The organism is Thiothrix nivea DSM 5205 (genome assembly GCF_000260135.1).
GTDB lineage: Bacteria > Pseudomonadota > Gammaproteobacteria > Thiotrichales > Thiotrichaceae > Thiothrix > Thiothrix nivea.
Window position 1 is genome coordinate 1470801 of the sequence record NZ_JH651384.1, and the last position, 23303, is coordinate 1494103.

26 protein-coding genes and 1 other RNA gene are annotated in these 23303 nt (G+C 56.3%); 12 read left to right on the top strand and 15 right to left on the bottom strand.

The annotated features are described in order from the left end of the window. The first annotated feature begins 62 nt into the window (after nt 1–62). A complete protein-coding gene (locus THINI_RS07520) occupies nt 63–1775 on the top strand; it encodes a hypothetical protein (RefSeq protein ID WP_002708032.1) in 1713 nt (570 codons plus the stop codon). Here THINI_RS07520 and tadA read toward each other — a convergent pair. The 5 genes from tadA to THINI_RS07545 all read right to left on the bottom strand — a co-directional run bounded on the left by tadA (nt 1731) and on the right by THINI_RS07545 (nt 7072). After that, on the bottom strand, nt 1731–2231 hold the full coding sequence (tadA, locus tag THINI_RS07525; protein ID WP_002708033.1) for a tRNA adenosine(34) deaminase TadA: 501 nt from the start codon (nt 2229–2231) through the stop codon (nt 1731–1733). The two genes, THINI_RS07520 and tadA, sit on opposite strands and share 45 nt — an antisense overlap. Beyond that, entirely contained in the window at nt 2232–3521 is a 1290-nt protein-coding gene (gene tilS / locus THINI_RS07530) for a tRNA lysidine(34) synthetase TilS (RefSeq protein ID WP_002708034.1), read from the bottom strand. Between the two features lie 10 nt (nt 3522–3531). Further along, complete coding sequence (locus tag THINI_RS07535; protein WP_002708035.1) at nt 3532–4485, bottom strand: acetyl-CoA carboxylase carboxyltransferase subunit alpha; 954 nt, start codon at nt 4483–4485, stop codon at nt 3532–3534. Between the two features lie 72 nt (nt 4486–4557). Further along, complete coding sequence (locus THINI_RS07540) at nt 4558–5331, bottom strand: ferredoxin--NADP reductase (protein WP_002708036.1); 774 nt, start codon at nt 5329–5331, stop codon at nt 4558–4560. 130 nt (nt 5332–5461) lie between these two features. Continuing rightward, nucleotides 5462–7072, bottom strand: a complete 1611-nt coding sequence (locus THINI_RS07545; RefSeq protein ID WP_040840274.1) for an NAD(P)/FAD-dependent oxidoreductase — start codon at nt 7070–7072, stop codon at nt 5462–5464. A gap of 176 nt (nt 7073–7248) precedes the next feature. On the opposite strand from THINI_RS07545, the gene THINI_RS07550 reads away from it, so the two are divergent. Together THINI_RS07550 and THINI_RS07555 are read left to right on the top strand one after the other, a co-directional pair. Beyond that, the gene (locus tag THINI_RS07550; RefSeq protein WP_002708038.1) at nt 7249–7899 is read left to right on the top strand and encodes a protoglobin domain-containing protein; all 651 of its coding nucleotides are present in this window, start codon (nt 7249–7251) and stop codon (nt 7897–7899) included. 64 nt (nt 7900–7963) lie between these two features. Beyond that, nucleotides 7964–8305, top strand: coding sequence for a zinc ribbon domain-containing protein YjdM (locus THINI_RS07555; RefSeq protein ID WP_002708039.1), 342 nt, complete (start codon nt 7964–7966; stop codon nt 8303–8305). On the opposite strand, the gene THINI_RS07560 is transcribed toward THINI_RS07555, so the two are convergent. Further along, nucleotides 8292–9323, bottom strand: coding sequence for a potassium channel family protein (locus THINI_RS07560; RefSeq protein ID WP_002708040.1), 1032 nt, complete (start codon nt 9321–9323; stop codon nt 8292–8294). The two genes, THINI_RS07555 and THINI_RS07560, sit on opposite strands and share 14 nt — an antisense overlap. Before the next feature lie 64 nt (nt 9324–9387). After that, a complete protein-coding gene (locus THINI_RS07565; RefSeq protein ID WP_002708041.1) occupies nt 9388–9723 on the bottom strand; it encodes a hypothetical protein in 336 nt (111 codons plus the stop codon). A 180-nt stretch (nt 9724–9903) separates the two neighbouring features. Here THINI_RS07565 and THINI_RS07570 point away from each other — a divergent pair, with 180 nt between their 5' ends. After that, a complete protein-coding gene (locus THINI_RS07570; RefSeq protein WP_002708042.1) occupies nt 9904–10740 on the top strand; it encodes a hypothetical protein in 837 nt (278 codons plus the stop codon). A 128-nt stretch (nt 10741–10868) separates the two neighbouring features. Continuing rightward, complete coding sequence (locus THINI_RS07575; protein ID WP_002708043.1) at nt 10869–13079, top strand: peroxidase family protein; 2211 nt, start codon at nt 10869–10871, stop codon at nt 13077–13079. On the opposite strand, the gene THINI_RS07580 is transcribed toward THINI_RS07575, so the two are convergent. After that, complete coding sequence (locus THINI_RS07580; protein WP_002708044.1) at nt 13039–13830, bottom strand: HAD family hydrolase; 792 nt, start codon at nt 13828–13830, stop codon at nt 13039–13041. The genes THINI_RS07575 and THINI_RS07580 overlap by 41 nt on opposite strands. Before the next feature lie 178 nt (nt 13831–14008). On the opposite strand from THINI_RS07580, the gene THINI_RS07585 reads away from it, so the two are divergent. Then, nucleotides 14009–14422, top strand: coding sequence for a sirohydrochlorin chelatase (locus tag THINI_RS07585; RefSeq protein ID WP_002708045.1), 414 nt, complete (start codon nt 14009–14011; stop codon nt 14420–14422). Here THINI_RS07585 and THINI_RS07590 read toward each other — a convergent pair. The 4 genes from THINI_RS07590 to THINI_RS07600 form a co-directional block, all read right to left on the bottom strand. Beyond that, the gene (locus THINI_RS07590) at nt 14412–14882 is read right to left on the bottom strand and encodes a DsrE family protein (protein ID WP_002708046.1); all 471 of its coding nucleotides are present in this window, start codon (nt 14880–14882) and stop codon (nt 14412–14414) included. The genes THINI_RS07585 and THINI_RS07590 overlap by 11 nt on opposite strands. Nucleotides 14883–14971: 89 nt before the next feature. Further along, nucleotides 14972–15152, bottom strand: a non-coding RNA gene (gene ssrS, locus THINI_RS24170) — 6S RNA. Between the two features lie 56 nt (nt 15153–15208). Further along, complete coding sequence (locus tag THINI_RS07595) at nt 15209–15511, bottom strand: cell division protein ZapA (RefSeq protein WP_002708047.1); 303 nt, start codon at nt 15509–15511, stop codon at nt 15209–15211. Nucleotides 15512–15516: 5 nt separating this feature from the next. Beyond that, complete coding sequence (locus THINI_RS07600) at nt 15517–15750, bottom strand: hypothetical protein (protein WP_040839244.1); 234 nt, start codon at nt 15748–15750, stop codon at nt 15517–15519. 74 nt (nt 15751–15824) lie between these two features. On the opposite strand from THINI_RS07600, the gene THINI_RS07605 reads away from it, so the two are divergent. The 3 genes from THINI_RS07605 to THINI_RS07615 all read left to right on the top strand — a co-directional run bounded on the left by THINI_RS07605 (nt 15825) and on the right by THINI_RS07615 (nt 18642). Continuing rightward, nucleotides 15825–16379, top strand: a complete 555-nt coding sequence (locus THINI_RS07605; RefSeq protein WP_002708049.1) for a UPF0149 family protein — start codon at nt 15825–15827, stop codon at nt 16377–16379. 9 nt (nt 16380–16388) lie between these two features. Further along, nucleotides 16389–17753, top strand: a complete 1365-nt coding sequence (locus tag THINI_RS07610) for an aminopeptidase P N-terminal domain-containing protein (RefSeq protein WP_002708050.1) — start codon at nt 16389–16391, stop codon at nt 17751–17753. Nucleotides 17754–17937: 184 nt separating this feature from the next. Continuing rightward, nucleotides 17938–18642 (top strand): outer membrane protein, encoded by a 705-nt coding sequence (locus tag THINI_RS07615; protein ID WP_002708051.1) that lies wholly within the window; start codon nt 17938–17940, stop codon nt 18640–18642. Here THINI_RS07615 and dnaQ read toward each other — a convergent pair. From dnaQ to THINI_RS07630, 3 genes are read right to left on the bottom strand one after another with little or no spacing between them, the layout of a single operon-like run. Further along, nucleotides 18639–19367: a DNA polymerase III subunit epsilon gene (dnaQ, locus tag THINI_RS07620; RefSeq protein WP_002708052.1), complete on the bottom strand. Its 729-nt coding sequence runs from the start codon at nt 19365–19367 to the stop codon at nt 18639–18641. The two genes, THINI_RS07615 and dnaQ, sit on opposite strands and share 4 nt — an antisense overlap. After that, nucleotides 19357–19812 carry a ribonuclease HI gene (rnhA, locus tag THINI_RS07625; RefSeq protein WP_002708053.1) on the bottom strand — a complete coding sequence of 152 codons (456 nt, stop codon included), beginning with the start codon at nt 19810–19812 and terminating at the stop codon, nt 19357–19359. The genes dnaQ and rnhA overlap by 11 nt, the downstream gene beginning before the upstream one ends. Beyond that, nucleotides 19802–20560, bottom strand: a complete 759-nt coding sequence (locus tag THINI_RS07630; RefSeq protein WP_211206964.1) for a class I SAM-dependent methyltransferase — start codon at nt 20558–20560, stop codon at nt 19802–19804. The genes rnhA and THINI_RS07630 overlap by 11 nt, the downstream gene beginning before the upstream one ends. Before the next feature lie 186 nt (nt 20561–20746). Here THINI_RS07630 and THINI_RS07635 point away from each other — a divergent pair, with 186 nt between their 5' ends. The 3 genes from THINI_RS07635 to THINI_RS07645 are packed head-to-tail and all read left to right on the top strand — an operon-like array spanning nt 20747 to nt 23274. Further along, nucleotides 20747–22048: a transglycosylase SLT domain-containing protein gene (locus THINI_RS07635; protein WP_002708055.1), complete on the top strand. Its 1302-nt coding sequence runs from the start codon at nt 20747–20749 to the stop codon at nt 22046–22048. A 22-nt stretch (nt 22049–22070) separates the two neighbouring features. Then, nucleotides 22071–22700, top strand: a complete 630-nt coding sequence (locus THINI_RS23260; protein WP_002708056.1) for an FHA domain-containing protein — start codon at nt 22071–22073, stop codon at nt 22698–22700. Then, complete coding sequence (locus THINI_RS07645) at nt 22654–23274, top strand: 5-formyltetrahydrofolate cyclo-ligase (protein WP_002708057.1); 621 nt, start codon at nt 22654–22656, stop codon at nt 23272–23274. The genes THINI_RS23260 and THINI_RS07645 overlap by 47 nt, the downstream gene beginning before the upstream one ends. The last annotated feature ends 29 nt before the right edge of the window (nt 23275–23303 follow it).

Below are 23303 nucleotides of genomic sequence, written 5' to 3' on the forward strand. Positions count from 1 at the left end.
ACAGCCCCACCATCCATCTTCACCGACCCAAGGCACTCACTGCGAGGACAAGGAGAAACCAAATGTCTGACACCATCGAACATCAGGTCAATGCTGATCTGGCCGAGTTTGTTGCCGACCCGGTAAGTTTCATGAACCGCCAACCACCGAAACGGGATACCCAAGGCAACCCGGTCGAGGGTGTGACGCTGTTTTCCGCCGAAGCTATCGACGACCTGAGCTTTATCGACGCGCATGACACCCAGCGTATGCACATCCTGCAACCTGATGCAGGTGAACCGGGCGGCGTTTCCACCCGCGCGGCCATCGGTTCCAACGACAAGCCTGCCGATCTCGTCGACGCCCTGAAATACACCCGACTCGACCAGATGGAAGCTGCCGGGCTGATGAAAGCCACCCTGGCGGAGTCGCCCTGGTCAGATGATTACTGGGGCATTTACAAAGGTATTTTGGGCGCACGCTATGCTGACCCCAATTTCCCTGAATCTTCCGACTGGAAGGAAAACTCCGATTACATCCGCAATCACCCCGCCGCCACCATCCTGGCCAGCGGCAATGCCAGCAAAATCAACCAGCTTTCCCCGGCGGAAAAATACGATGCTTTGGTTGGTGACAGCAGTTTTTCCCTGACCATGGCAATGTGGCTGGAAGGCAAAGGCTATTACGACAAGTACGGTTCCGTGGAATCCTGGATGGGCATCTGCCACGGCTGGGCACCTGCCGCCTACATGCTGGCGCGCCCCACCAAAAGCGTGACCCTGAAAACGCCGGACAATGTTTCCATCAAGTTTTACCCCTCCGACATCAAGGCGCTGGGTTCGCTGCTGTGGGCAAAAGCCCCCAGCCGTAACCGCTTCATCGGTGGGCGTTGCAATGACAAGGCTCCGCCAACCGACCCGGCCACCGGGCGCGTCAAGTCCAGCCAGTGTTTCGACACCAACCCCGGCACTTGGCATCAATCCATGGTCAACCAGATTGGCTCAGCCCCGCGCAGCATGGTGATGGACGTTACCTTCGACTATGAAGTGTGGAACCAGCCGGTCTATGCCTACAAGTATGTCTATTTCAACCCGCAGAAAATGGTTTACGCCAGCACCCTGGCGGAAGCGACTGTCAGCATGGCGGCGTTCACCAGCGACAAGTTCCGTTCTTTCCGTGGTTCGTCAGCCAAATCGGTGGTCGGCGTGCGCATGGATGTTTCCTACGTGGTGGAAACCCGCCCCAGTCAGGCAGAAACCGACAGCCCCAGCCATGATGCCATCCAGGAAGTGACGTATTACTACGATCTGGAGCTGGATGCTTCCAACAACATCATCGGCGGCGAATGGTATACCAACAAGCACCCGGATTTCCTGTGGACACCGGGCAAGGGTTCGCACGCCGCCACGTCTTACGAGTCACAAGCCACCGGCTCCTGGGCGCAAGGCAGCGCGGTTCCCAGTTCCTGGCGCGCGGCAGCGAAACAGGCATCCAGCAGGCAGCGTGCGCCACTGGCAGCTATCGTCGAGCAGATCATCAGTTTTGCCAATGGCGGTACGCAGGCAACGCCTCATGCCGTAGGCTCCAACGTGACGACCGAAGCAACGCCCGCGCCCACTCCTACGCCCCCCACGACACCAGCGCCGCCGACCAGTACGCCTACGCCTTCCACGCCGCCGACCAGCACCTCAAACCCCACGACATCCGGGGCGGGTTCCTCCAGCAGCAGTTCAGGCACAAGTTCCTCCTCCTTACCTTGGTGGCGGCGTTTGTTGAATGCCCTGTTTGGCGGCTGAAGCTGCCGTGCGCCGTTCGCGGAAGAATGCCTGCAACAAGGCAGCGCATTCTTCCTGCAATACGCCCCCTTGCACCGCTGCTACCTTGTGGTAGTGGCGGGTATCCTGCAACAGGTCAAACGCGCTGCCCGCCGCCCCGGTTTTCGGGTCATAGGCACCAAATACCACCCGTTCCACCCGCGCGTGCAGCATTGCACCCACACACATCAGGCAAGGCTCCAGCGTGACATACAGGGTTGTGCCGGGCAGGCGGTAGTTGATGTCGTGGATACCTGCTGCCCGTAGCGCCTGCATTTCGGCGTGGGCAGAAGGGTCATGCAGGGTAATCGGCTGGTTCCAGCCCTCCCCCAGGATTTGCCCGTCGCGCACCACCACGGCACCTACCGGCACTTCCCCCTGCTTCCAGGCTCGTTCCGCCAGTTGCAGGGCATGGCGCATCCAGTTTTCGTCATCCATTCAATCTTGCCCCTTGGGTTGGACATGCAGGACACCGGGGATAATCACCAGCTGTTCGCCGACATGGATCAGGGGTAAACGCTCACGCTCCCAGGGTGCTACCCCCGCCTCCTGCAACAGGTGTTTGAGGGAATGATGCCCGCCCCGGTGCGGTAACCACACCGATTCTCCGCCCTGACGGAAGCGGACGGTAACGGTTGCCGGGTTCTCCTGCACGTGTTTTTGCCAGCCGCCCAATAGCGCTGGTGACAGTGTGCGCTGCAAGGAAGGGATGACCAGTGGCTGAGTGACATCCCATTCCAGTATTTGTGTGGAGTCATGTGGCAGCGGGGGTTGCAAGGCATACACATCATCACGATAGCGGCGGATTTCGCAGCCCTCCCAATGCACACAAGGCATGGCGTCAGAGCTGCTCAGCAGCACGTCATGCAACACATGCAGCAGCTTTTTTTCCTCCGGCATCTGGAAACCCTGCCCCGCCAGCCATTCGCGCACCAAGGCTTTCTGCATAGCGGTATCCTGACCCAGCAAGCGGCTGACCGACAAGGTATTGGGCTGGTTTCCCTGCATGTCTGCCAGTTTAGGTTGCAGGAAACCGGACAACAACTGGCGGCTTTCGGCCTGTAACTGGGCAGCGCGCGCCAGGGTTTTCTGCATGGCAGGCCAACGCTGCTGCAACACCGGCACGACTTGATGGCGCAGGAAATTGCGGTCGAAACGCCGATCCAGATTGCTGGGGTCGTCGATGTAATCCAGTTGGTGACGCTGGGCGTAATCCTGCAATTCCGGACGGCTGCACGCCAGCAGCGGACGCCCCAGACTGCCGGGCGCGAACGGGCGCACTTGCGGCATTGCCGCCAGCCCATCCACGCCGCTACCGCGCAGCAGATGCAGCAACAGGGTTTCGGCCTGATCCTGCTGGTGATGCGCTGTCAACAGAATTTCCCTGGCTTGCAGATGACGGCTGAAAGTTGCGTAACGGGCTTCGCGCGCCACTGCTTCCACGCTTTTCCCCGCTGGAGCCGCCAGATGTAGGTGTTCCACCAGCAAAGGCATCTCCAACCGCTCGCATACGCCCTGACAATGCAACGCCCAGCTGGCGGAAACTGCTTGCAAGCCATGATCAATGTGCACGGCACGGAATTTCAGGTGTGGCAACTGCCGTTGCAACAGGGAACAGGCGTGCAGAAGGACGTGGGAATCCATTCCCCCGCTGTACCCGATCAGGTAGGCAGGGGCAGGGTATTGCCGGAAGAATGTCAGCAGATGGTCAGTCGGGGCGTTGTGCATCCGCCCACCTTTATTCCTCGAACTGGCCGAAGCCCATGATGCGCTGGTAACGCTTGTCCAGCAGTTTGTCGACGTTCATCGCTTTCAGTTCGCGCAGACTGGTTTCCAACGCTGCGCCGATGTTGCGGGCGGCGGCTTCCATATCGCGATGCGCGCCACCGAGTGGTTCGGGGATGATCTGGTCAATCAGGCCGAGGGATTTCAGGCGGTCAGCGGTGATGCCCATGGCATCGGCGGCATCGGCAGCCTTGTCCGCACTTTTCCACAAGATAGAGGCACAACCTTCCGGGGAAATGACCGAGTAGGTGGCGTATTGCAGCATCATCACCCGGTCGCCGACGCCAATTGCCAGCGCGCCGCCGGAGCCGCCTTCGCCGACTACCGTGCAGATGATGGGGGTGCGTAACTTAGCCATTTCGTACAGGTTACGGGCGATGGCTTCGCTTTGGCCACGCTCTTCCGCGCCGATGCCGGGGTAAGCGCCAGGAGTGTCGATGAAGGTGATGACAGGCAGGTGGAATTTCTCAGCCAGACGCATCAGGCGCAATGCCTTGCGGTAACCTTCCGGGCGTGGCATCCCGAAGTTGCGCTTGATGTTTTCGTTGGTGTCGCGGCCTTTCTGGTGGCCAATCACTACGACTGACTGGCCGCGAAAACGCGCCACACCGCCGATAATGGCCTTGTCATCGGCAAAGGCGCGGTCGCCATGCAGTTCCTGGAAATCAGTGAACAGGTATTTGATCAGATCCAGCGTGTAGGGGCGTTTGGGATGACGGGCAAGCTGGGAAATCTGCCGTGGCGTCAGTTTGGAAAAGATCGAACGGGTCAGCGAATTGGCCTTTTCTTCTAACTTGCCGATTTCTTCGCTCAGGTTAATTTCAGCGTCACCGACGTAACGCAGTTCTTCGATTTTCGCCTGCAATTCGGCGATAGGTTGTTCAAAATCAAGAAAATCCGGGTTCATGCCTGTTGTTTATCCGTAACCCTGTCACAGTGAAGCGGCTAATTTTACATAGCTTGAACCCAGATTACGACTTTAAAAATACTGTTCCGTGGTGATATGCCCCGGTTTGTGGCGCAAATGGCGCTGTAGCCCGCGCTGCCCCAGCAGTTCCTTCATTTCATTGAGCATGTTGTGGTTGCCGCAGAGCATGACGTGGGTGTTTTCAGGGGAAATCGTCACGCCAGCGGCTTCTTCCAGCGTACCGAAAGCGAAGTTGGTGGTGATGCGCCCTGCCAGCCCTTGCGGGTTGGGTTCGCGGGTCACGCAGGAAATGAAACGGAACTGCCCAGGGTGCTGATCAGCAAACGACTGGATCAGGTCGGCGTAGGCCAGTTCTTCCATCAATGGCACGCCATGCACCAGGGTTATGTGGCGGAAGCGTTCCCACGCCGCCTCTGTTTTGAGGATGGAGAGGTATGGCCCCAAACCGGTGCCAGTGGCAAATAGCCACAAGTTGGGTACATCGGGAATTTCATCCAGCACGAAAAAGCCTTTGGCTGGCTGGGAGATTTCCAGCTGATCACCAGGGCGCAGGCGCGCCAGCGCATTCGACAGCTTGCCGTTGGGGACGATGTTGTAGAAGATTTCCGTGGTCAGCTCGTGCGGGGCATTGATTAGGGAATAGGATTTGGCCACCAGTTCGGTTTCGCCATTATCCAGTGTCACCAGCAGGCGCAGGGTGACGAATTGCCCCGCCTGGAATGGCATGGGTTCGGCATTGAGGCGCAGGCTGAGCAAGCGCTCAGTCCATGGGTGGTTTTGCAAAACTTCTGCGTTGTGCCAGCTGGTGCGGACGATGGCTGTCATTCCTGCCTCCTAAAACCAAGTAATTTAGTACAGTTTAAGGCGAAGGAAGGAAATCCCCCTCAATCCCCCTTTTTCAAAGGGGGAAGTTGGGAAGTACCCACCTATTGTTCCCCCCTTTGCAAAAGGGGGGTTAGGGGGGATTTTTCCCCAGCATGGCTTCCGCCACTGCTTCAGCAATTCGGATGCCATCCACGCCCGCTGACAGGATACCGCCCGCATAACCTGCCCCCTCGCCTGCCGGATATAAGCCTTTCACATTCAGGCTCTGCATATCCTGCCCACGGGTAATGCGCAGGGGCGAAGACGTGCGCGTTTCCACCCCGGTCAATACTGCGTCATACATGGAGAAGCCCTTGATCTGGCGCTCAAAGGCAGGCAAGGCTTCACGGATGGCTTCGATTGCGTAATAGGGTAGGCTCGTTGCCAAATCCGTCAGATGCACGCCCGGTTGGTAGGAAGGTTCCACCGAACCCAGTTGGGTAGATGGAATGCCCTTGATGAAATCGCCCACCAGTTGCCCCGGCGCTTCGTAATTGCCGCCGCCAAGCTCATAGGCGCGGGATTCCCACTGGCGCTGGAATTCCAGCCCTGCCAGTGGGTTGCCGGGGTAATCCTCAGGGGTAATGCCAACCACGATACCGGCGTTGGCGTTGCGTTCGGCGCGGGAATACTGGCTCATGCCGTTGGTCACGACCCGTCCCGGTTCCGAAGTTGCCGCCACCACCTGTCCACCAGGGCACATGCAGAAACTGTAGACCGACCGCCCGTTTTGGGCATGGTGTACGATCTTGTAATCCGCCGCCCCCAGCAGTGCATTGCCAGCGTACTTGCCAAAACGTGCCTTATCGATCAGGGTCTGCGGGTGTTCGATACGGAAACCGACCGAGAACGGCTTGGCTTCCATAAATACCCCACACCCAAACAGCATCTGGAAGGTGTCGCGGGCGCTATGCCCCAGCGCCAAAATCACATGATCCGTGCGGATTTGTTCGCCACTGGCCAGCACTACACCACGTAGTTGGCCGTCTTCAATCAGCACATCCGCCACCTGTTGCTGGAAACGGATTTCGCCGCCCAGCGCTTCGATTTCACGGCGAATGTTTTCCACCATCTTCACCAGACGGAACGTGCCGATGTGCGGCTTGCTGACGTAGAGAATTTCTTCCGGCGCGCCTGCCTTGACGAATTCGGCCAGCACCTTGCGCCCGTAGTGCTTCGGGTCCTTGATCTGGCTGTAGAGCTTGCCATCGGAGAAAGTGCCTGCACCGCCTTCGCCAAATTGCACGTTGGATTCCGGGTTGAGCTGGTGCTTGCGCCACAAACCCCAGGTATCCTTGGTGCGCTCGCGCACTTTTTTGCCACGTTCCAGGATGATGGGGCGGAAACCCATTTGCGCCAGCACCAGCCCGGCCATGATACCGCAGGGGCCAAAGCCGACGATGACCGGGCGTATTTCCGGCGGCCCCTGCAAATTGGCGACGAATTTGTATGTGGTATCCGGTGCTGGATTAATGTGCTGGTCTTTGTTGAATTTCGCCAGTATTCCGGCTTCATCCGTTACCGTCGCATCGATGGTGTAGACCAGCACGATGGCATCGCGCTTGCGGGCATCATAACCACGCTTGAAAACAGTGAAATCCAGCAGGCCAGCAGGCGCAATGCCCAAACGCTCTGTGATGGCGGCAGGCAGGGCTTCGGCAGGATGTTCCAGCGGCAAACGCAGTTCGGTGATCCGTATCATGGGGTTTGGGCATTGGTACAGCAAAAGCGGGATTATACACAGAAAGGCCATATGCCGAATCAGGGCTGCAAAACTTCAGCAAGACAAAGATGTTATTTCTTGCACAAGCCTAATGAATAAAGTATTACCCATCATGTTTACTTTCCCCTCTCCCCAACCCATCAGGAAGCCATCCAATGTACAACCTCGACATGACTGCACTCAGTGAATTCGCCCGAAAAAACGTTGATATGTCATCGCTATGCGAGTATGCCCGCCAGTTTTCGGGGCTGGACGCCAGAAAAATTTCCCTGTTGCACCGCATGTATGAAGATGTCATACCCAGTCTGCAACGTGTCACCCACAATTTCTATTCCCGCCTGCAAAATATCGCCAAGGCGCACGAATATCTGGAAGGCCATCAGATTGAGAACCTGAAGCAAACCCACCTTGCCTGGGTGCATGAACTCTTCAATACGGATTTTGATGTCACCTATACCCGCAAAATGTACATGGTGGGCGATATTCATGTGCGGGTAAAACTACCGGTTGAATTCATGGGCGCTTCCATTGGCATAATCCAGTCGGAGCTGGTGCGCTTGTTCGGGGAAATGTACGTTGACGACCAGGAAGCAACGCTGGATGCGATCCAGGCTATCAACGCGGCAACCGCCTTTTCGCTGCTGGTCATGCAGAAATCCTATCACTCCTTTACGCTGGCGGCGCAACTGGAAAGTTTCCTGCTGATTACCGGGATAAGCCAGAACCTGTTCGACGACATGCGCAAGGATTACCGTACAGGCTTGCATGAACCCCTGAAGCGCAACCCTATCCTCGGCGGCGATTGAACGGCGATACCCGCCCGCAGCGTAAGGTGTTACCATACGCTGCTTCGCACAACCTGGAACAACCATGAGTACCCTCCCCCACTGCCCGCAATGCAATTCCGAATATACCTACGCAGACGGCGCGATGTACGTTTGCCCCGAATGCGGCCACGAATGGCTACAGGATGCAGCGGCAGAAACCGGCAGTGACGAGCACCTCATCAAGGACGCCAACGGCAATATCCTGCAAGACGGCGATACCGTCACCGTCATCAAGGACTTGAAAGTGAAAGGCTCCTCACTGGTCGTCAAAGTCGGCACCAAGGTCAAAAATATCCGCCTGGTCGACGGCGACCACGACATCGACTGCAAGATTGACGGCATCGGCGCAATGAGCCTGAAGTCGGAATTCGTCAAGAAAGTTTAGGCATTCCGCCCCCGCCCTTGTCACGCTGTTTCTTGCCGGGGCGCACCTGTATCTGCCCCGGAGGATGCTTAATCACAATGGGCTGCGCGCAATGCGGGCAATTGACGTAAGTCTGCAAGCGGATTTCCTCTTTGACATCCTCAAACACCAAGCGGGCATCCGCGCGGCTGATGCCGATCTTGACGCGCATCTTTTCCAGATAGCGCAAACGGCCAAAATCCAGGCTGCCATCTTCCATCGCCCGTACCAGTTCGCGGCGGAAGCTTTCCCGCCGCCGCTTCAGCTCATTGATCATGCCAGAAGCCAGGATAGCCGCTGGCAAGGCCGCGACAGCAATGCCACTGATGATAATCATGCCGCTGAATAATTTCCCGATGATAGTAGCGGGGACTACATCACCATAGCCGACCGTCGCCAACGTCACGGTTGACCACCACAGGGCGCGCGGGATACTGCCAAACCTGTCCGGCTGTATATGCCCTTCCACCAAGTAAATGCCGGTCGCTGCCAGCAGTATCAGCATACAAAGGATAAACAACGCTGAAACCAGGTTTTCAGCTTCCTGCCGCAGCACCGCCAGCAGCAGTTCCAGTGAGTGGGAATAACGGGTCAGCTTCAGCAGGCGCAACAACCGCAAGCTGCGCAGGATGCGCAAATCCGCCACCCCGAAGAAAAAGCTCAGGTAAAACGGCAGGATAGCCACCAAATCCACCAGCGCCATCGGTGACAACAGGTAACGCCCCCGCCCCGTGAGCGGATGCTGGAAATCCACGTTACCCGACTCGACACAAACCCACGCCCGCACACCGTACTCAACACTGAAAATGAGCACCGAAATGACTTCCAGCCACCCGAACAACTGTTCATGCGCCACATAAACGCGATGTTCGGATTCGACCACCACCGCAACCACATTTACCACGACCAGCGCTAACAAGCCGTGGTTGATGAGCCTTCCCCATTTACCCCCTTTTTGCGCTTCCAGCACCTGATACAGCCAACCCCGTATGTTGTGCATACACTGCCTTCGCCCCTTGGTTGGAGTCATCACTAGCACATTATTCTGTCGAGCCGTTCACCCCTTATTTGAAACGTGCGCGGATTTTCTGGTACAAGTCCGCCAGTTCCTCACCCAGCTCGTGCAACTCTTCCACCACTTCTGTGCGCAAGTCCGTCATTTTGTCACTCAGCCGGTGCTGGAGCTTGTCGACCCCTTCGCCCAGATCGTGAATTTCATCCCGGGTTTCCAGTTGCAGTTTGTAACCGGCGTCGCGCATACGCGTTTGCAGCTTATCCCATTGGGTTTCGGCCTTTTCCCATTCCTCCCTGGCTTCCATCCCCAGCAAATGCATACCGGCACGGAACTCGTCCCGCTCGGCTGCCAGCGCGTGCAACAGTTGCTGTAATTTCTCGTTCATGATGCTTCTCTCCTGCGTGTTGGGCTTACTTTGTAATATAACTTTCCTGTACCCCAACAATAGCGGCATTGATCAATGAATGGAACTTTCAGCACAACCAGTGCTCTATCTGGATACATTGACGCGGGTATTCGGAACGGATACCGATATTTTCACTTGAAGGAAACCATAGGGCTTAACATGAAAAAAATACTGCTTTCGCTGGCTGTCGTCGCGGGTCTGGGTCTGTCTGCTTGCGCGCCAATGACCCAGGTAACCCAACCCCAACCGACCGTCATTCCCGCCAAAGATTTGAACTGGATTGCCGATAAAGTGTACAAAAACGAAACCAGCGGCAACCCCGCCCTGCTGGTGGTATGGAACGACCGCGAAGAGTTTGCCTCCCTCGGTATCGGCCATTTCATCTGGTATCCGGCAGGCCACCGCGGCCCTTACACCGAAACTTTCCCCGGCCTGATCGATTACACCAAGGCGCAAGGTGTGCCACTTCCTCAATGGCTCACCAACCGCACGGTCAGTACCGCGCCATGGCCTGACAAAGCTGCTTTTGAGCGCGCCAAAAATGATACAGAAATGCAGCAATTGCGTAATTTTCTGGAACAAACCAAAAATATCCAGGCTAATTATATGTCAGAGCGCCTGACCCGCGCCCTACCACTGATGCTCAACCAGCTGCCACCACAAGACCGCGACCGGGTATTGCAAAACTACCAGGCAGTGGAGAAATCACCCAGTGGGCTGTACCCGTTGCTGGATTACGTCAACTTCAAGGGCGAAGGCACCAGCCCCAGCGAACGCTACAACGGCCAAGGCTGGGGCCTGTTGCAAGTCTTGCAGGCCATGAACCCGGTCGCAGCAGGCCCGCAAGCGCTAGATGAATTTGCGCGCGCGGCAGAGAATGTACTGATGCGCCGCATCGCCAACGCCCCGACAGAACGTGGCGAAGCCAAATGGCTGCCTGGCTGGCGCAACCGCCTGAATACCTATCGCGCCCAAAACCTGTTAAGTGGCTACTAACCGTGTTTATTAGTTACCGCTTATCTTTGAATCCCTAGCGGTGGGAAGCTGCACCCTTGTCACGCCAGCTCCGGCTGGCGTATTTATTTCCTGAATTTTCTCATGGAATAATCGACAAGGACTCAACTATGCAAACCATTGACAATCGCGCCCTGAGCCAAGGCTCACGCTACGGGCAAGCTACCAGCACGGGTAGCAGCAATGGGAGCACCCGCAACACCACCACCCAGAACAATTCCTCGCTAAACAAGCAGGGAAGCTACAACGGTGGTTTCGGCCAAGGCTCCGAAGAAATAATGAACATGATCCAGGGCCTGTTAGGACAGTTTGAAGGTAAAGGCTCTGGCAACGGATCCGGTGGCAACACCAACACCGGTTATAACAAACCTGCGGACAACAATTCCGGCAGTAGTAACACCAACACTGGCTGGAACAACGGCAACTCCGGCTGGGGCAACGACGGTGGCTGGAACAACGGCAACTCCGGCTGGGGCAACGACGGTGGCTGGAACAACGGCAACTCCGGCTGGGGCAACGACGGTGGCTGGAACAACGGCAACTCCGGCTGGGGCAACGACGGTGGCTGGAACAACGGCAAATCCTGCTGGGGCAACAACACAGGAAACCCCACCAAACCCAAACCGGGCGAATACCGCAGCATCGATGGGACTGGCAACAACCTGAAAAACCCTGAACTGGGGTCAGCCGATCAGGCTGAAATACGCATTATGCCAGTCGACACCAGCCGTGAACCGGGTGGAACCACCTTCAACAATCTGCCAAGCCCCCGCGAAGTCAGCAATGCCGTCTCTGCACAGGAAGGCAGCACCACCAACAGCAAAGGGCTGAGCGACATGTTCTGGGTCTGGGGCCAATTCCTCGACCACGACATTACCCTCGTCCACACCACTGCGGATGAATACGAAAATATCGCCATCCCGTCCCCCGATCCGTACTTTGATCCAAACGGTACAGGAACTGCCACCATGGGCTTTACCCGCAGCGCCTATGAACTGGATGCAAACGGCCAACGCCAGCAGATCAACAGCATCACGTCTTTCATCGACGGTTCCAACGTATACGGTTCTGATGAAGCGACCGCTGACAGCTTGCGGGCGCATGAAGGCGGTAAAATGATCATGAATGGCGGGGAGCTAATGCCAGAAGACGCAACCGGCCAATACATGGCGGGCGACGTGCGCGCCAATGAAAACCCGGCGTTGACCTCCATGCACACCCTGTGGGTGCGGGAACATAACCGGATTGCAGATGAACTCGCCCAGCAACATCCTGAGTGGAGCGACGAGCAACTTTATCAGGAAGCCCGCAAGACCAACGTTGCCCAGATACAGGCCATCACTTACAACGAGTTCCTGCCCGCGTTGGTAGGCGAAGACGCCATTGCAGACTACAAAGGCTATGACCCGAACGTAGACCCAACCATCAGCAACGAATTCGCCGCAGCTATCTACCGTCTCGGCCACACCATGCTCTCCCCCAACTTGCTGAGGCTGGATGAAAACGGCGAAACCATCCCGGAAGGCAATCTGGCTTTGCGTGACTCGTTCTTCAATCCATCTGCTGTATCCGAAGCGGGTATCGACCCGATCCTGCGCGGCGCGGCCACCCAGACCGCACAGGCTGTCGATACCATGATCGTGGATGATGTGCGCAACTTCCTGTTCGGGCAACCGGGGGAAGGCGGCTTTGACCTCGCCTCCCTCAATATCCAGCGTGGCCGCGACCATGGCCTACCAGGCTATAATGATGCCCGCGAAGCCATGGGCCTGTCACGGATTGAAAGTTTCGACGACCCCATCTGGCGTGATGGCGTTGGCGCGAAGCTGGCACAGGTCTATAACAGCCCGGACGATGTCGACCTGTGGGTTGCTGGCCTCGCGGAAAAGGAAACCGGCGACTCACTGGTGGGTGAGCTTTCCACCGCTGTTCTGGTTGACCAGTTTACCCGCCTGCGTGACGGTGACCGCTTCTGGTATGAAAACCAGTTCAGCGGCCAGCAACTGCGCGAACTGAACAACCTGCAACTGTCGGACATCATTAAACGCAACACCGACATCCAGAACATTCAGGATGAGGTAATGGTGGCACCCACCGCTAACCAGGAAAATCAGCCAACGACACCACCAACCCAGCAACCTGGGCAACACGGTACCGGTAGCGGCAATACCCCCTACAACAGCACCTTCCCAGGATTTAACCGTGGCGGGTCACAGACGAATGGCGCATTCCCATCCATGATGCAGAACCGCTTCTTCATGCTAAATCCGCAACAGATATTCAACTTCCAGCAGGCTTTCTGGAAAGGCCATCTTGGTTAAACACCTGTTGCAGTAGTGGCACGGTGACGCAGGTATAATCGCCTGCGTCACCCCCCAACACGGTAAACGGCATTTCCGGCTCGCCAAACTGGTCAAGCACCAGTGCCGCCTCACTGAAATCATGGTCACGGGTGTAATCATTCACTGTCACGATGGTTTTCAGGTTTGCCGCTAGCGATGAGCGGATGCCATTCTCCGAATCTTCAAACGCCAGGCACTCTTCCGGCTGCAAGCCCATCATTTCCATCGCGTACAGGTAAATGTCCGGCGCGGGCTTTTTCGCAGGCACAATATCACCAGCCGCAATGCACTCAAACCAGCCGATGGATTCCTCACCCAGGGTCGCTTTCAGCAAATACGTCACATTTTCCGGTGTAGTGGTGGTGGCAATGCCAAGACGCAAACCGGCGGCGCGGGCTTCATCCAGCAAACGGGCAACGCCAGTGCGCAACGGGATCTCCCCCGCCTGCAACATTGCCAGATAGAAATGGGTCTTGCGCTTGTGCATCCGCGCCGCAAATTCAGCAATGCCCTCTTCCGGCGTGAATTCCGGCAAGTATTTTTCCAGGAAATAGCGGATGCGCTCCTTGCCGCCGGTAACGGTCAGCAAATCGGCATAAAGTTCCACCGTCCAGTCCCAATCCAACCCGGCTTCCCGGAATGCCTTATTGAAGGCGGGGCGGTGACCATCACGTTCCGTATCGGCAAGCGTGCCATCGACATCGAATAACAGGGCTTTCAGTTGTGGCATGTGGTTCTCCTCATGTTTGCGCTGGGCGCATTCTAGCCCAGTGGCAAAAGTGGGGGAAATAACCCGGCAGTACTATCTGCGCGCTGCCCGCCACAAACCCCTGACGCAGATAGCGTGATTGGTAATCCCGTTGGCTTGCCCTACAATACAACCAAAACCGGTTTACCAAGGAAGCCTTATGCAAGCCCTGCTGATCATTGCCCACGGCAGCCGCCGCCCCGAATCCAACGACGAAATCCGCGCCCTCGCCCGTAAGGTCGCCGCGCAATCCGGCGACACCTACAGCCACGTCAGCAGCGCTTTCCTCGAACTGGCCGAACCTTCCATCCCGAATGGTATCCAGCAGTGCATAAACCAAGGTGCAACCAGCGTCACCATCATGCCATTCTTCCTGTCCGCAGGCCGCCACGTTGTCAATGACGTACCGGAACTGGTGCGGGAAAAACAGCGCGAACACCCCAACATCCAGATTCGCATGGCACCCTACCTCGGCGTTTCCAGCCTGATGCCTGAGCTGATCCTGCAATCCGCCACCACCGCCTGCAACTGTACGGGCGCAGACTGCACCTATCCGGCTTGCCTTACGGGCTAAGGTAACTCCAGCCCTGTTCCTGTAACTCAATAATCCGCGCAATCCCCGCCTTGGTGGTTTCCACCCCGTCCAGTAGGGTTGGACGCACGCCGCTTTTGGCCTCCACCGTATCCATGGTATTGCCGCAAGCGGTGAACACCACATTCTGCATCATCAGGCTTTCTACCCGCCCGGCGAAGTTGCTTTTGTCCGTCACCAGCCAGATGCCGGGGCCGTAGGCCACCACTTCGATTTCGATGTTGTCCAACCCATAGTGCTTTTGCAGATTGACGATGTTGGAAAGCACATGATCCTGGGCATCCATGCTGTCGGAATTGACCTGGATAACCAGACGATGGCTTTGTTGCCCGGCCTGTTCGCTGGCTTCAGCCTCCTCTGCGGCATGGGTTACAGGCAAACACCAAGGCGCAGCCATGGCGACCGCAAGCATCGCGGCAGATACAGGTTTGATAATTGGCATATTTGATTCCTCCTGCTTCCAGACTATAGCAGGACGAAACGGGCAGCGTTAGCAGAAAAGAGCAGAATACCCGAACCAAAGGAAGGTGGGACACACCCCAAAGAATCGTGGAAGACTTCGACCTTGAACCAATGGTTCAAGTGGGTGCAGCGAACAGTTTTCAGGCTTACCGTCATGCGGTCATGCACACCAAGCTGTTACAACTACTCCCGGGGTAAGAAATTAGGCTCAAGGATTATACCCATCCTCTCACGGGTTCCCCAGTTGTGTGTCCTTGAATCCCATACTATTACAATTATCTGGTTGGGGGAAGAATTGACAAATATTCAGGATTTGTGCTTTCCCAACACATTGTCCAACCGTTGTTGCAATTTTTGCAATTGCTCAAGGGTTTCGGTGTCGGCAGCATGGTTGTGCTTGCTGTGCATCAGCTCGTGGGCGAGGTTGAGTGCCACCATCACGGCGATGCGGTCAGTCCCGACCACTTTGCCGGTATCGCGGATGCGGCGCATTTCCTTATCCACCCGTTGGGCTGACGCCAACAGAGCATGTTGCTCACCTGCCGGGCAGGCAACCATGTAATCCTTGTCGAGGATGCGGATATTGACAGGCTTGATGTTTTTGTCCATGTATTTTATGCCTCGATTGACTGGCTTTTCAGGCGATGGATCATGGCTTCAAGCTGGTTGCCGGCTTTTTCATTGCGGTTGCGCAACTCCTGGCATTCCCGCACGAGGGATTTCTCCTGTTTTTTCAACTCACTGTTTTCAGTGGCAAGTTTTTCGACCAAGCCAAGCAAACGCCCCATGCGTTCCTCGATGGCGTTGATCTGCTGTTGTAGCGTCAAATCAGGAGTTTGTGTGTTCATGTGACAATGGTAGTAAAGAGTGCGAAAGTAGGTCAATGCTCTCATAATAGCGTTTTGCAACAGAGGATTGTGTTTTGAGTGACAAGTTGCCGGATTATGTAGCGCTGGAGCGGGCGCTGGGCCATGCGGAGGTGACCCTTTCCAGCGCAGAAATTCATGGCGTATGCTGCGGAATGCTGGTGGTGAACCAAGCCGCCAGCCATGATGCATGGCTGGCCGAGGTGCTGGATGGCGACCCACGGGATTTTTACGTACAGGAGGCACGTACACTGCTGCGGGAATTGTTTACCTCCACCCGCTTGCAGTTGAATGATGCAGAAATGGGCTTCGACTTATTCCTGCCCGAAGACGATGAGTTGCCAGACCGTCTGGAAGCGATACAGGAATGGTGTCAGGGTTTCAGTTACGGCCTGACGCTGGCTGGGGTGAAGGATATGCGCAAGCTGCCCGCCGACTCGCGCGAATGGGCGCTGGATGTGGTCAATATTGGCTCTTCCGGCGAGTTCGACCTGAATGACGAGGAAGAATCCGAAAACGCATTGGCCGAAATCACCGAATACCTACGGGTTGGTGTGCTGATGATGAATGAAGAAATGCAGCCGCTGAAGGCAGCACCACAAGTGCATTAGGGGAATGACATGCAAAAACCCGTGATACCCAAAGAAGAATTTGCTGCCCGCCGCCGCCGCCTGCTCGACCGGCTGGGCAAGGACGCGATTGCGGTAGTGCCATCCGGCAGCCTTAAGGTGCGTAACCGCGACGCCGAATATCCGTTCCGTCAGGATAGCGATTTCCACTACCTAACCGGGTTTAACGAGCCGGAGGCGGTGGCTGTGTTCGCGCCAGGCAGGGAAAAAGGTGAATACGTGCTGTTCTGCCGCGAGAAAAACGACAAGGAAGAACGCTGGACAGGCATCCGCGCTGGAACCGAGGGAGCCAAACACTGGCACGGGGCGGACGACGCCCACCCGATCAGCGTACTCAACAAGCTGATGCCGGAACTGCTCACCGGGCGTGATCAGGTACATTACGACTTGGGTGTGAACAGCGCTTTTGACCAGCGCATCATCCAGTGGGTCAACCACTTGCGCATGAAAGCGCGTGCCGGTGTCCGCGCACCGCATTCCATCGTCATGCTCGACCGCATCGTGCACGACATGCGCCTGTTCAAATCGGAGGCTGAAATTGCCGTCATGCGTTTCGCCGCGCAGACCTCCGCCCGCGCCCACACCCGCGCCATGCAGGTATGCCAGCCGGGTATGTACGAATACGAGGTCGAGGCGGAACTGTTGCACACCTTCCGCCAGCAGGGCATGGATACGGCCTACACCTCCATTGTCGGTGGTGGCAAAAATGCCTGTATCCTACACTACATCGAAAACCGTGATGAACTGAAGGGCGGCGACCTGCTGCTGATTGATGCCGGGGCAGAACACGAATGCTACGCCAGCGACATTACCCGTACATTCCCGGTCAATGGCAAGTTCAGCCCCGAACAGCGCGCCTTGTATCAGCTGGTACTGGATGCACAGCAAGCTGCCATCGCCGCCGCCATCCCCGGCAATACTTGGGATCACCCCCATCAAGCAGCGGTGAAAGTGCTGGTGCAAGGCTTGCTGGAGCTGGGCATCCTCTCCGGCACACTGGAGGAAGTCATGCAGAAGCCGGAAGTGGCCGAAGGCGAGGAGCCGAAGGAAGAAGCCTACCGCCAGTTCTACATGCACAAGACCGGCCACTGGCTGGGTATGGACGTGCACGACGTGGGCGACTACAAGACCGGCGTTGGTGATGACGACTGGCGGGTACTGCAACCCGGCATGGTACTGACGGTGGAACCGGGGCTGTACATTTCCGAAGCCGAAGGCATCGACCCCAAATGGTGGAACATCGGCATCCGCATTGAGGACGACGTACTGGTAACAACAGATGGCAATGACGTGCTTAGCCGTGATGTGGTGAAAGAAATCAGCGCTATTGAAGCCCTGATGAAGCGACAACCTTAGCAGCCCATATCACGTTTTTAAGCAAGCACACCTACCATCAACAGGCGGCTGGAAGCACATTCCAGCCCGTCTGCCATCCACGCCCGTTTATCTTTTGCTTATCCGCTTAATCTGCATTTTCAGCCGTAGAATACAAAAAACTAGAAAATATATTTATAACGTATATCTACTGGAATCCAACCCCATGAAAAAATTCATTGCAATTAATGCCGGGATCGCAGCCCTCGTAGGCTCCGGTATAGCCGAAGCAGGCTACTCGCCCTATTACATCGGTGGCGCTCTCGGCAAAGGCCAGAACAACGCCAATGAAACCCAGTTTTGCCCGCCGTGCGGGGACTCCCAGTTCACCGTCAACAAAAAAAGCAGCGGCGCAACTAAAGTTCACAAAATTTACGGCGGTGCCAACCTGACCAGCACATTTTCGGTCGAAGGTGAATACGCCAACCTCGGGGACACCTATTCACTCGACATGTACCGCCCTGAAAATGGCGTCCCCGGTGGCCGTGCCGAATTTGCCAAAGCCCGGCAAAAAACCCGGGGCATTGGCGTCAGCGCCAAGGCCAACCGCCGCGTGAGCAGGAAGACAGCCGTCTTCGGCAAAGTAGGCGCATTCGCCTGGGAAAACAAAAACAGCATGGACTACACCAACCTTGATGGCATCAATGAAACCTACAAGACAACCGACCGGGGCATTAGCCCTACCCTGGGTGTCGGCGTCGAACACGAACTCGGCAATAACTGGAGCGTGCGGATGGGTTGGGACCGTTACTTCAACACCGGCAAGGGCGAACAGTTCCTACATCTGGATGACAACCGGAATTTCACCGACCTGCGCAGCGTCAAAACTGATACTGACATGATCTACGTCGGCGCAACCTTCAACTTTTAAGCTTCACCGGCGAACAGGCATTTACCGGCTGATTTGGTAATGGCGGCGACACGTTCTGCGTGCGCCGCCAGCTCTTTTTCGCTGGCGCTGATAACACGCAAACGGCTGGTGTCGATGGCTATGCGGCGGATGCCACCTCCACCGGCGGCAGATTGGCCTGCATTTTCCGCATCCCCACCCAGCAACAGGCTGACCTGACCCCCGGTCATTGCCAGGTAAACATCTGCCAGAATCTCGGAGTCGAGCAAAGCGCCATGCAGGGTACGGTGGGCATTATTGATTTCGTAACGCTTGCATAACGCATCCAGGCTAGCCCGCTGGCCGGGGAACATCTGCCGTGCCATCACCAGCGTATCCGTCACCGAACAATAATCGGTAACCGGCTTGCTGCGCGGGTCAACCAGTTGCAGTTCATTGTTGATGAAGCCGATATCGAACGGTGCGTTATGGATAATCAGTTCCGCCCCGTTGAGATAGGCCAGCAGGTCTTCGGCAATTTCCTCGAAACGAGGCTTGTCGGCAAGAAACTCGTTGGTGATGCCATGCACCTCAATGGCTTCGGCATCAATTTCCCGGTCAGGTTGCAGGTATTGGTGGAAATTGTTGCCGGTCAGACGGCGATTAATCATTTCCACGCAGCCGATTTCGATGATGCGGTGGCCTTCCTTGGGATCGATACCAGTCGTTTCCGTATCGAGGATGATCTGGCGACTGTTATTGCTCATACACTTTTTTCTCGTCGATAGCTTTGTTGGCTAGCTGGTCTACCCGTTCGTTTTCGTCATGGCCGCTGTGACCCTTGACCCAGTGCCAGCTGACCTGATGCCGGGCTGCGGCTGCATCCAGACGCTGCCATAGCTCCTTGTTTTTGACCGGCTTGCCTGCGGCAGTTTTCCAACCCTTGCGTTTCCAGCCCGCCACCCACTCGGTAATGCCCTGGCGGACGTACTGGGAATCGGTGGTCAGACTTACCGCGCACGGGCGGGTCAAAGTCTCCAGTGCCTGTATCGCCGCCATCAGTTCCATCTGGTTATTGGTGGTTTCAGGCTGATAGCCATACAACTCGCGCTCACGGCCATTGTAGCGCAATAAAGCACCCCAACCGCCCGGCCCCGGGTTCCCCCGGCAAGCGCCATCAGTAAAAATGTTAACCACATCATTATTTGGCATTGTCTGGCTCCTGACGGGAAACGCGCCCCGCGCCCGGATTGACGATCATGCCTGGTTTCAGCAGCGGCTTGACCTTGCGTGCAGGTAACAGTGGCGTCATGTTGGAAACCTTTTTCTGCGCATGGATGATATAAACATTGCCCGTCATGAAATGGAACTTTTCCCCCAGATGATCCAACCAGCGGGTGCGCTGGAACAGGTAGTTGCCCCCCAGCACCGGACAGAAACCGGCGGAAACCGTTTCGCGCACATCAAACCCTAATACGCTCAACCAGTCACGCACACGGAAAGTCGAGTAAAAGTGGCAGGGTTGCGCATCCCAGTTATGCAGGTGGCGCAGCCGCCCTACGCCCTTGAAACTGAAGGGGTTGAAACCAACCAGGATGCAATGCCCCTCCGGCACCAGCACACGCTCAATTTCACGCAGCACCTGATGGGGTTGGCCGGTACAATCCAGTGCATGGCTGGCAATGACCAGATCAATATTGCTGAAGGCAAACGGCAACTGTTCGGGTGTGCCGACAACGCTGCCGTTCTCACCCGCCGCCACGCCCAAGGCAATCTGGTGGGCAATCCGCGACTCCTGTAAAAACGTGTTCTGCCCAGCCAGCACGCCGGTTTCCAGCGCGTGGTAACCAAAAATGTCCGCTGTCATCCTGCCCACCACGGACTGCACCCTCGCCAGAGCTGCCTGTCCCGCCGGGGTGGCGTACCAATCCCTGCAAACCTTGACTCCCATCGGGGGCATGGATGTTCTGGAGGCAACGTTCAGCGATTTTTCCTTGTTCAAAGACATGAGACGTATTATATTCGCAGCAGCTTTTAAAATTAAATTAACTTATGGATAGCATGTATGCTCTCCGGCGATCCGCGCAAACATTATAACAACGCGCCTGGATCGGGCTAAGAATAACAGGTTACTGGGGTCTAAATAATGATAACAATAAGCAAGTATGCGTTCATCGCAATATCTGTTGTTGCAGTTTTCACCGGCTCAGGCTGTTCCAGCACCATTGGCAAACCTGACCAACAAACCAATACCACCGGCAGAATCCAGCATACCAAAACCAGCCAGAAAAAAGCTGTCCTGCAAAAAGCTTCCCTGCACGGCAATGCCCAGGCCAACCAATCCCAACGGCTCAGTTACAACCAGGAGCAAAAGGCCACTATCGACGAAGATTTCGACACCTGGGAAAGGGTTTTCCACGGTTTCCAGATCAGCAACCACTACGCCCGCCATCCTCAAGTACAGCAGTTTGTCAATTACTATGGTCGTAAACCGGGTCAGCTCAATCTCCTGTCTGAACGCGCCAGTGTCTTCCTGCACATGATTGTGCATGAAGTTGAACGCCGCGGGATGCCAACTGAAATTGCCCTGCTACCGTTCGTGGAAAGTGCTTTTGACGCGGATGTTTTTTCCCATGCTGGCGCGGCAGGGCTGTGGCAATTCATCCCCGACACCGGCCGCCGTTATGGCCTGCAACAGGTAAAATATTACGATGCGCGTATGGATCCCTTCGCCGCCACCGGTGCTGCCCTGAGCTACCTGCAAAAACTGAACCGCGATTTCAATGGCGACTGGCTACTGTCGCTGGCCGCCTATAATTGCGGGGAAAAGCGCGTGGAGCGGGAAATCGCCCGGAACCGCGCCAAAGGCTTGCCCACTGACTTCTGGAACCTGACCAACCTGCCGAAGGAAACCCGCGAATACGTACCGCGCCTGCTGGCCTTCAAGGAACTGATCAGCAACGCACCCCGTTACGGCATTACCCTCGCCGATACGCCCAACCGTGCGCGGCTGGCGCAAGTGCGCATCAACAAACCGATTGACTTGCGTAAGACCGCACTGATGGCGGGGCTGGATGCAAACCACCTGGTTAACCTGAACCCCTGCTTCCGCACCGGCATCACCACCCCGGAATATTCCAACCGGATTGTCTTGCCGCGCCGTAACGCTCAGCAACTGATCCAGATTATGGAAGCCCTGCCCGCAGCCGCCAACGACCGGGTTTACGCCAGTAAACCGTCCTCGGGTTACAACCGCCTGGCAACCACCAAAACTGGCAAAAAGTCTACCCAGGTTGCCAAGGCAAAAACCCGTACCCATACTGTCCGCCGCGGTGAAACCCTGCAAACCATTGCCCAAAAGCATGGCGTTAGCGTGCAGGCACTGATGAAACAGAACAGTAAACGCACGTCCAGAATCCTGGTCGGTGAACGCCTGAGCATTGCCTGAAACACTGGAGCCACCCCCACCCATGAACCAACTGATTGTAATGCTTGACAAACAAATCCTGCGCCGCTTTCCGGTCAAGGCGACAAGCGTTACTTTTGGGCGGAGCAGCAAAAGCGACATTGCCCTGCCTGACCGCACCATCAGCAACCACCATGCGCGCATCACGGTGGTACGGGAAGACTGCTTTCTGGAAGATCTGGAGAGCACCAATGGCACTTACGTCAACCAGTTGCTGGTTGACCGCCACTTGCTGGAAGACGGTGACGTTATCGGGTTGGGAAAATATCAGGTCGTTTTTCGCACTGAGCTGGGGCTGGAATCACAACTGAAACGCCTCAGCCTGCACCCGAAGCTGATGGACAGCACGCACACTGTCTGGCTTCAGGTGCTGGATGGGCGCAAAGCGGGCTACATCATCCCCCTGCTTCAGGAACGGGTGGTTCTGGGCAACCTGACGACCGGGCAACTCCTGATTGAGCCAGATTCGCAAGGGCAGTATATTATGCGCCACGTAGGCATGAACGCCCACGCCAACCGCACACTTGCCCCTGGCGACGAAATCAGGGTGGAAGATGTTACCTTCCAGTTTTGCCGGAAAGCCCCGAATGCCAACAGCGAACCCCAGCCCCCTGAGCAACCCGCAGATACGTAGCACCATCCGCCGACAACGGGCAAGCTTGCCCCATCATGAACAACAGTACCGTTCCCGCAGGGCGGCTGGCCATATCGGCTCCCAGGCGCTGTTCCGTAACGCACGCCATATTGCCCTCTACCTGCCGGTCAAAGGCGAAGCAGACCCGACTTTCCTACGCAAGCTGGCACACCCCCGCCAACAATTGTATTTGCCGGTGCTATCCCCATTCGGTGACAATCGTCTGTGGTTTGTACGCTGGGACAAGCATACCCACTTACGCCTGAACCGCTTCCGGATTCCCGAACCCTATCCCCACTGGCGGCACAGCCGCCCTGCCCGCTGGCTGGATCTTGTGATCACCCCGCTGGTAGCATTCGATGGGCACGGTTCCCGCATGGGGATGGGTGGTGGTTTTTACGACCGCACTTTTGCGTTTAAACGGGGGCAAAGCCACTGGCAACGCCCCAGCCTGTGTGGCTTTGCTTATGCGTTCCAGCAAACCGTCCACCTCATTCGGCAACCCTGGGATGTCCCGCTGGATGCAGTGGTTACCGACAACGGATTTTTTCAGTTTAACACTAGACTATATTAGAATATACTGATATAGTGCTTTCATGGTCA

Excerpts from the sequence above, each read along its gene's own strand:
- THINI_RS07565 (WP_002708041.1), bottom strand. The coding sequence starts at position 9,723 with ATGAACGAGAAATTACAGCAACTGTTGCACGCGCTGGCAGCCGAGCGG.
- THINI_RS07585 (WP_002708045.1), top strand. The coding sequence starts at position 14,009 with ATGCAAGCCCTGCTGATCATTGCCCACGGCAGCCGCCGCCCCGAATCC.
- THINI_RS07520 (WP_002708032.1), top strand. The coding sequence starts at position 63 with ATGTCTGACACCATCGAACATCAGGTCAATGCTGATCTGGCCGAGTTT.
- THINI_RS07600 (WP_040839244.1), bottom strand. The coding sequence starts at position 15,750 with ATGAACACACAAACTCCTGATTTGACGCTACAACAGCAGATCAACGCC.
- THINI_RS07560 (WP_002708040.1), bottom strand. The coding sequence starts at position 9,323 with ATGCACAACATACGGGGTTGGCTGTATCAGGTGCTGGAAGCGCAAAAA.
- tadA (WP_002708033.1), bottom strand. The coding sequence starts at position 2,231 with ATGGATGACGAAAACTGGATGCGCCATGCCCTGCAACTGGCGGAACGA.
- THINI_RS07575 (WP_002708043.1), top strand. The coding sequence starts at position 10,869 with ATGCAAACCATTGACAATCGCGCCCTGAGCCAAGGCTCACGCTACGGG.
- THINI_RS07590 (WP_002708046.1), bottom strand. The coding sequence starts at position 14,882 with ATGCCAATTATCAAACCTGTATCTGCCGCGATGCTTGCGGTCGCCATG.
- THINI_RS07540 (WP_002708036.1), bottom strand. The coding sequence starts at position 5,331 with ATGACAGCCATCGTCCGCACCAGCTGGCACAACGCAGAAGTTTTGCAA.
- THINI_RS07635 (WP_002708055.1), top strand. The coding sequence starts at position 20,747 with ATGATAACAATAAGCAAGTATGCGTTCATCGCAATATCTGTTGTTGCA.
- THINI_RS07580 (WP_002708044.1), bottom strand. The coding sequence starts at position 13,830 with ATGCCACAACTGAAAGCCCTGTTATTCGATGTCGATGGCACGCTTGCC.
- THINI_RS07610 (WP_002708050.1), top strand. The coding sequence starts at position 16,389 with ATGCAAAAACCCGTGATACCCAAAGAAGAATTTGCTGCCCGCCGCCGC.
- THINI_RS07570 (WP_002708042.1), top strand. The coding sequence starts at position 9,904 with ATGAAAAAAATACTGCTTTCGCTGGCTGTCGTCGCGGGTCTGGGTCTG.
- THINI_RS07630 (WP_211206964.1), bottom strand. The coding sequence starts at position 20,560 with ATGCCCCCGATGGGAGTCAAGGTTTGCAGGGATTGGTACGCCACCCCG.
- THINI_RS07550 (WP_002708038.1), top strand. The coding sequence starts at position 7,249 with ATGTACAACCTCGACATGACTGCACTCAGTGAATTCGCCCGAAAAAAC.
- THINI_RS07535 (WP_002708035.1), bottom strand. The coding sequence starts at position 4,485 with ATGAACCCGGATTTTCTTGATTTTGAACAACCTATCGCCGAATTGCAG.
- THINI_RS07595 (WP_002708047.1), bottom strand. The coding sequence starts at position 15,511 with ATGGACAAAAACATCAAGCCTGTCAATATCCGCATCCTCGACAAGGAT.
- THINI_RS07555 (WP_002708039.1), top strand. The coding sequence starts at position 7,964 with ATGAGTACCCTCCCCCACTGCCCGCAATGCAATTCCGAATATACCTAC.
- THINI_RS07615 (WP_002708051.1), top strand. The coding sequence starts at position 17,938 with ATGAAAAAATTCATTGCAATTAATGCCGGGATCGCAGCCCTCGTAGGC.
- dnaQ (WP_002708052.1), bottom strand. The coding sequence starts at position 19,367 with ATGAGCAATAACAGTCGCCAGATCATCCTCGATACGGAAACGACTGGT.
- rnhA (WP_002708053.1), bottom strand. The coding sequence starts at position 19,812 with ATGCCAAATAATGATGTGGTTAACATTTTTACTGATGGCGCTTGCCGG.
- tilS (WP_002708034.1), bottom strand. The coding sequence starts at position 3,521 with ATGCACAACGCCCCGACTGACCATCTGCTGACATTCTTCCGGCAATAC.
- THINI_RS23260 (WP_002708056.1), top strand. The coding sequence starts at position 22,071 with ATGAACCAACTGATTGTAATGCTTGACAAACAAATCCTGCGCCGCTTT.
- THINI_RS07545 (WP_040840274.1), bottom strand. The coding sequence starts at position 7,072 with ATGATACGGATCACCGAACTGCGTTTGCCGCTGGAACATCCTGCCGAA.
- THINI_RS07645 (WP_002708057.1), top strand. The coding sequence starts at position 22,654 with ATGCCAACAGCGAACCCCAGCCCCCTGAGCAACCCGCAGATACGTAGC.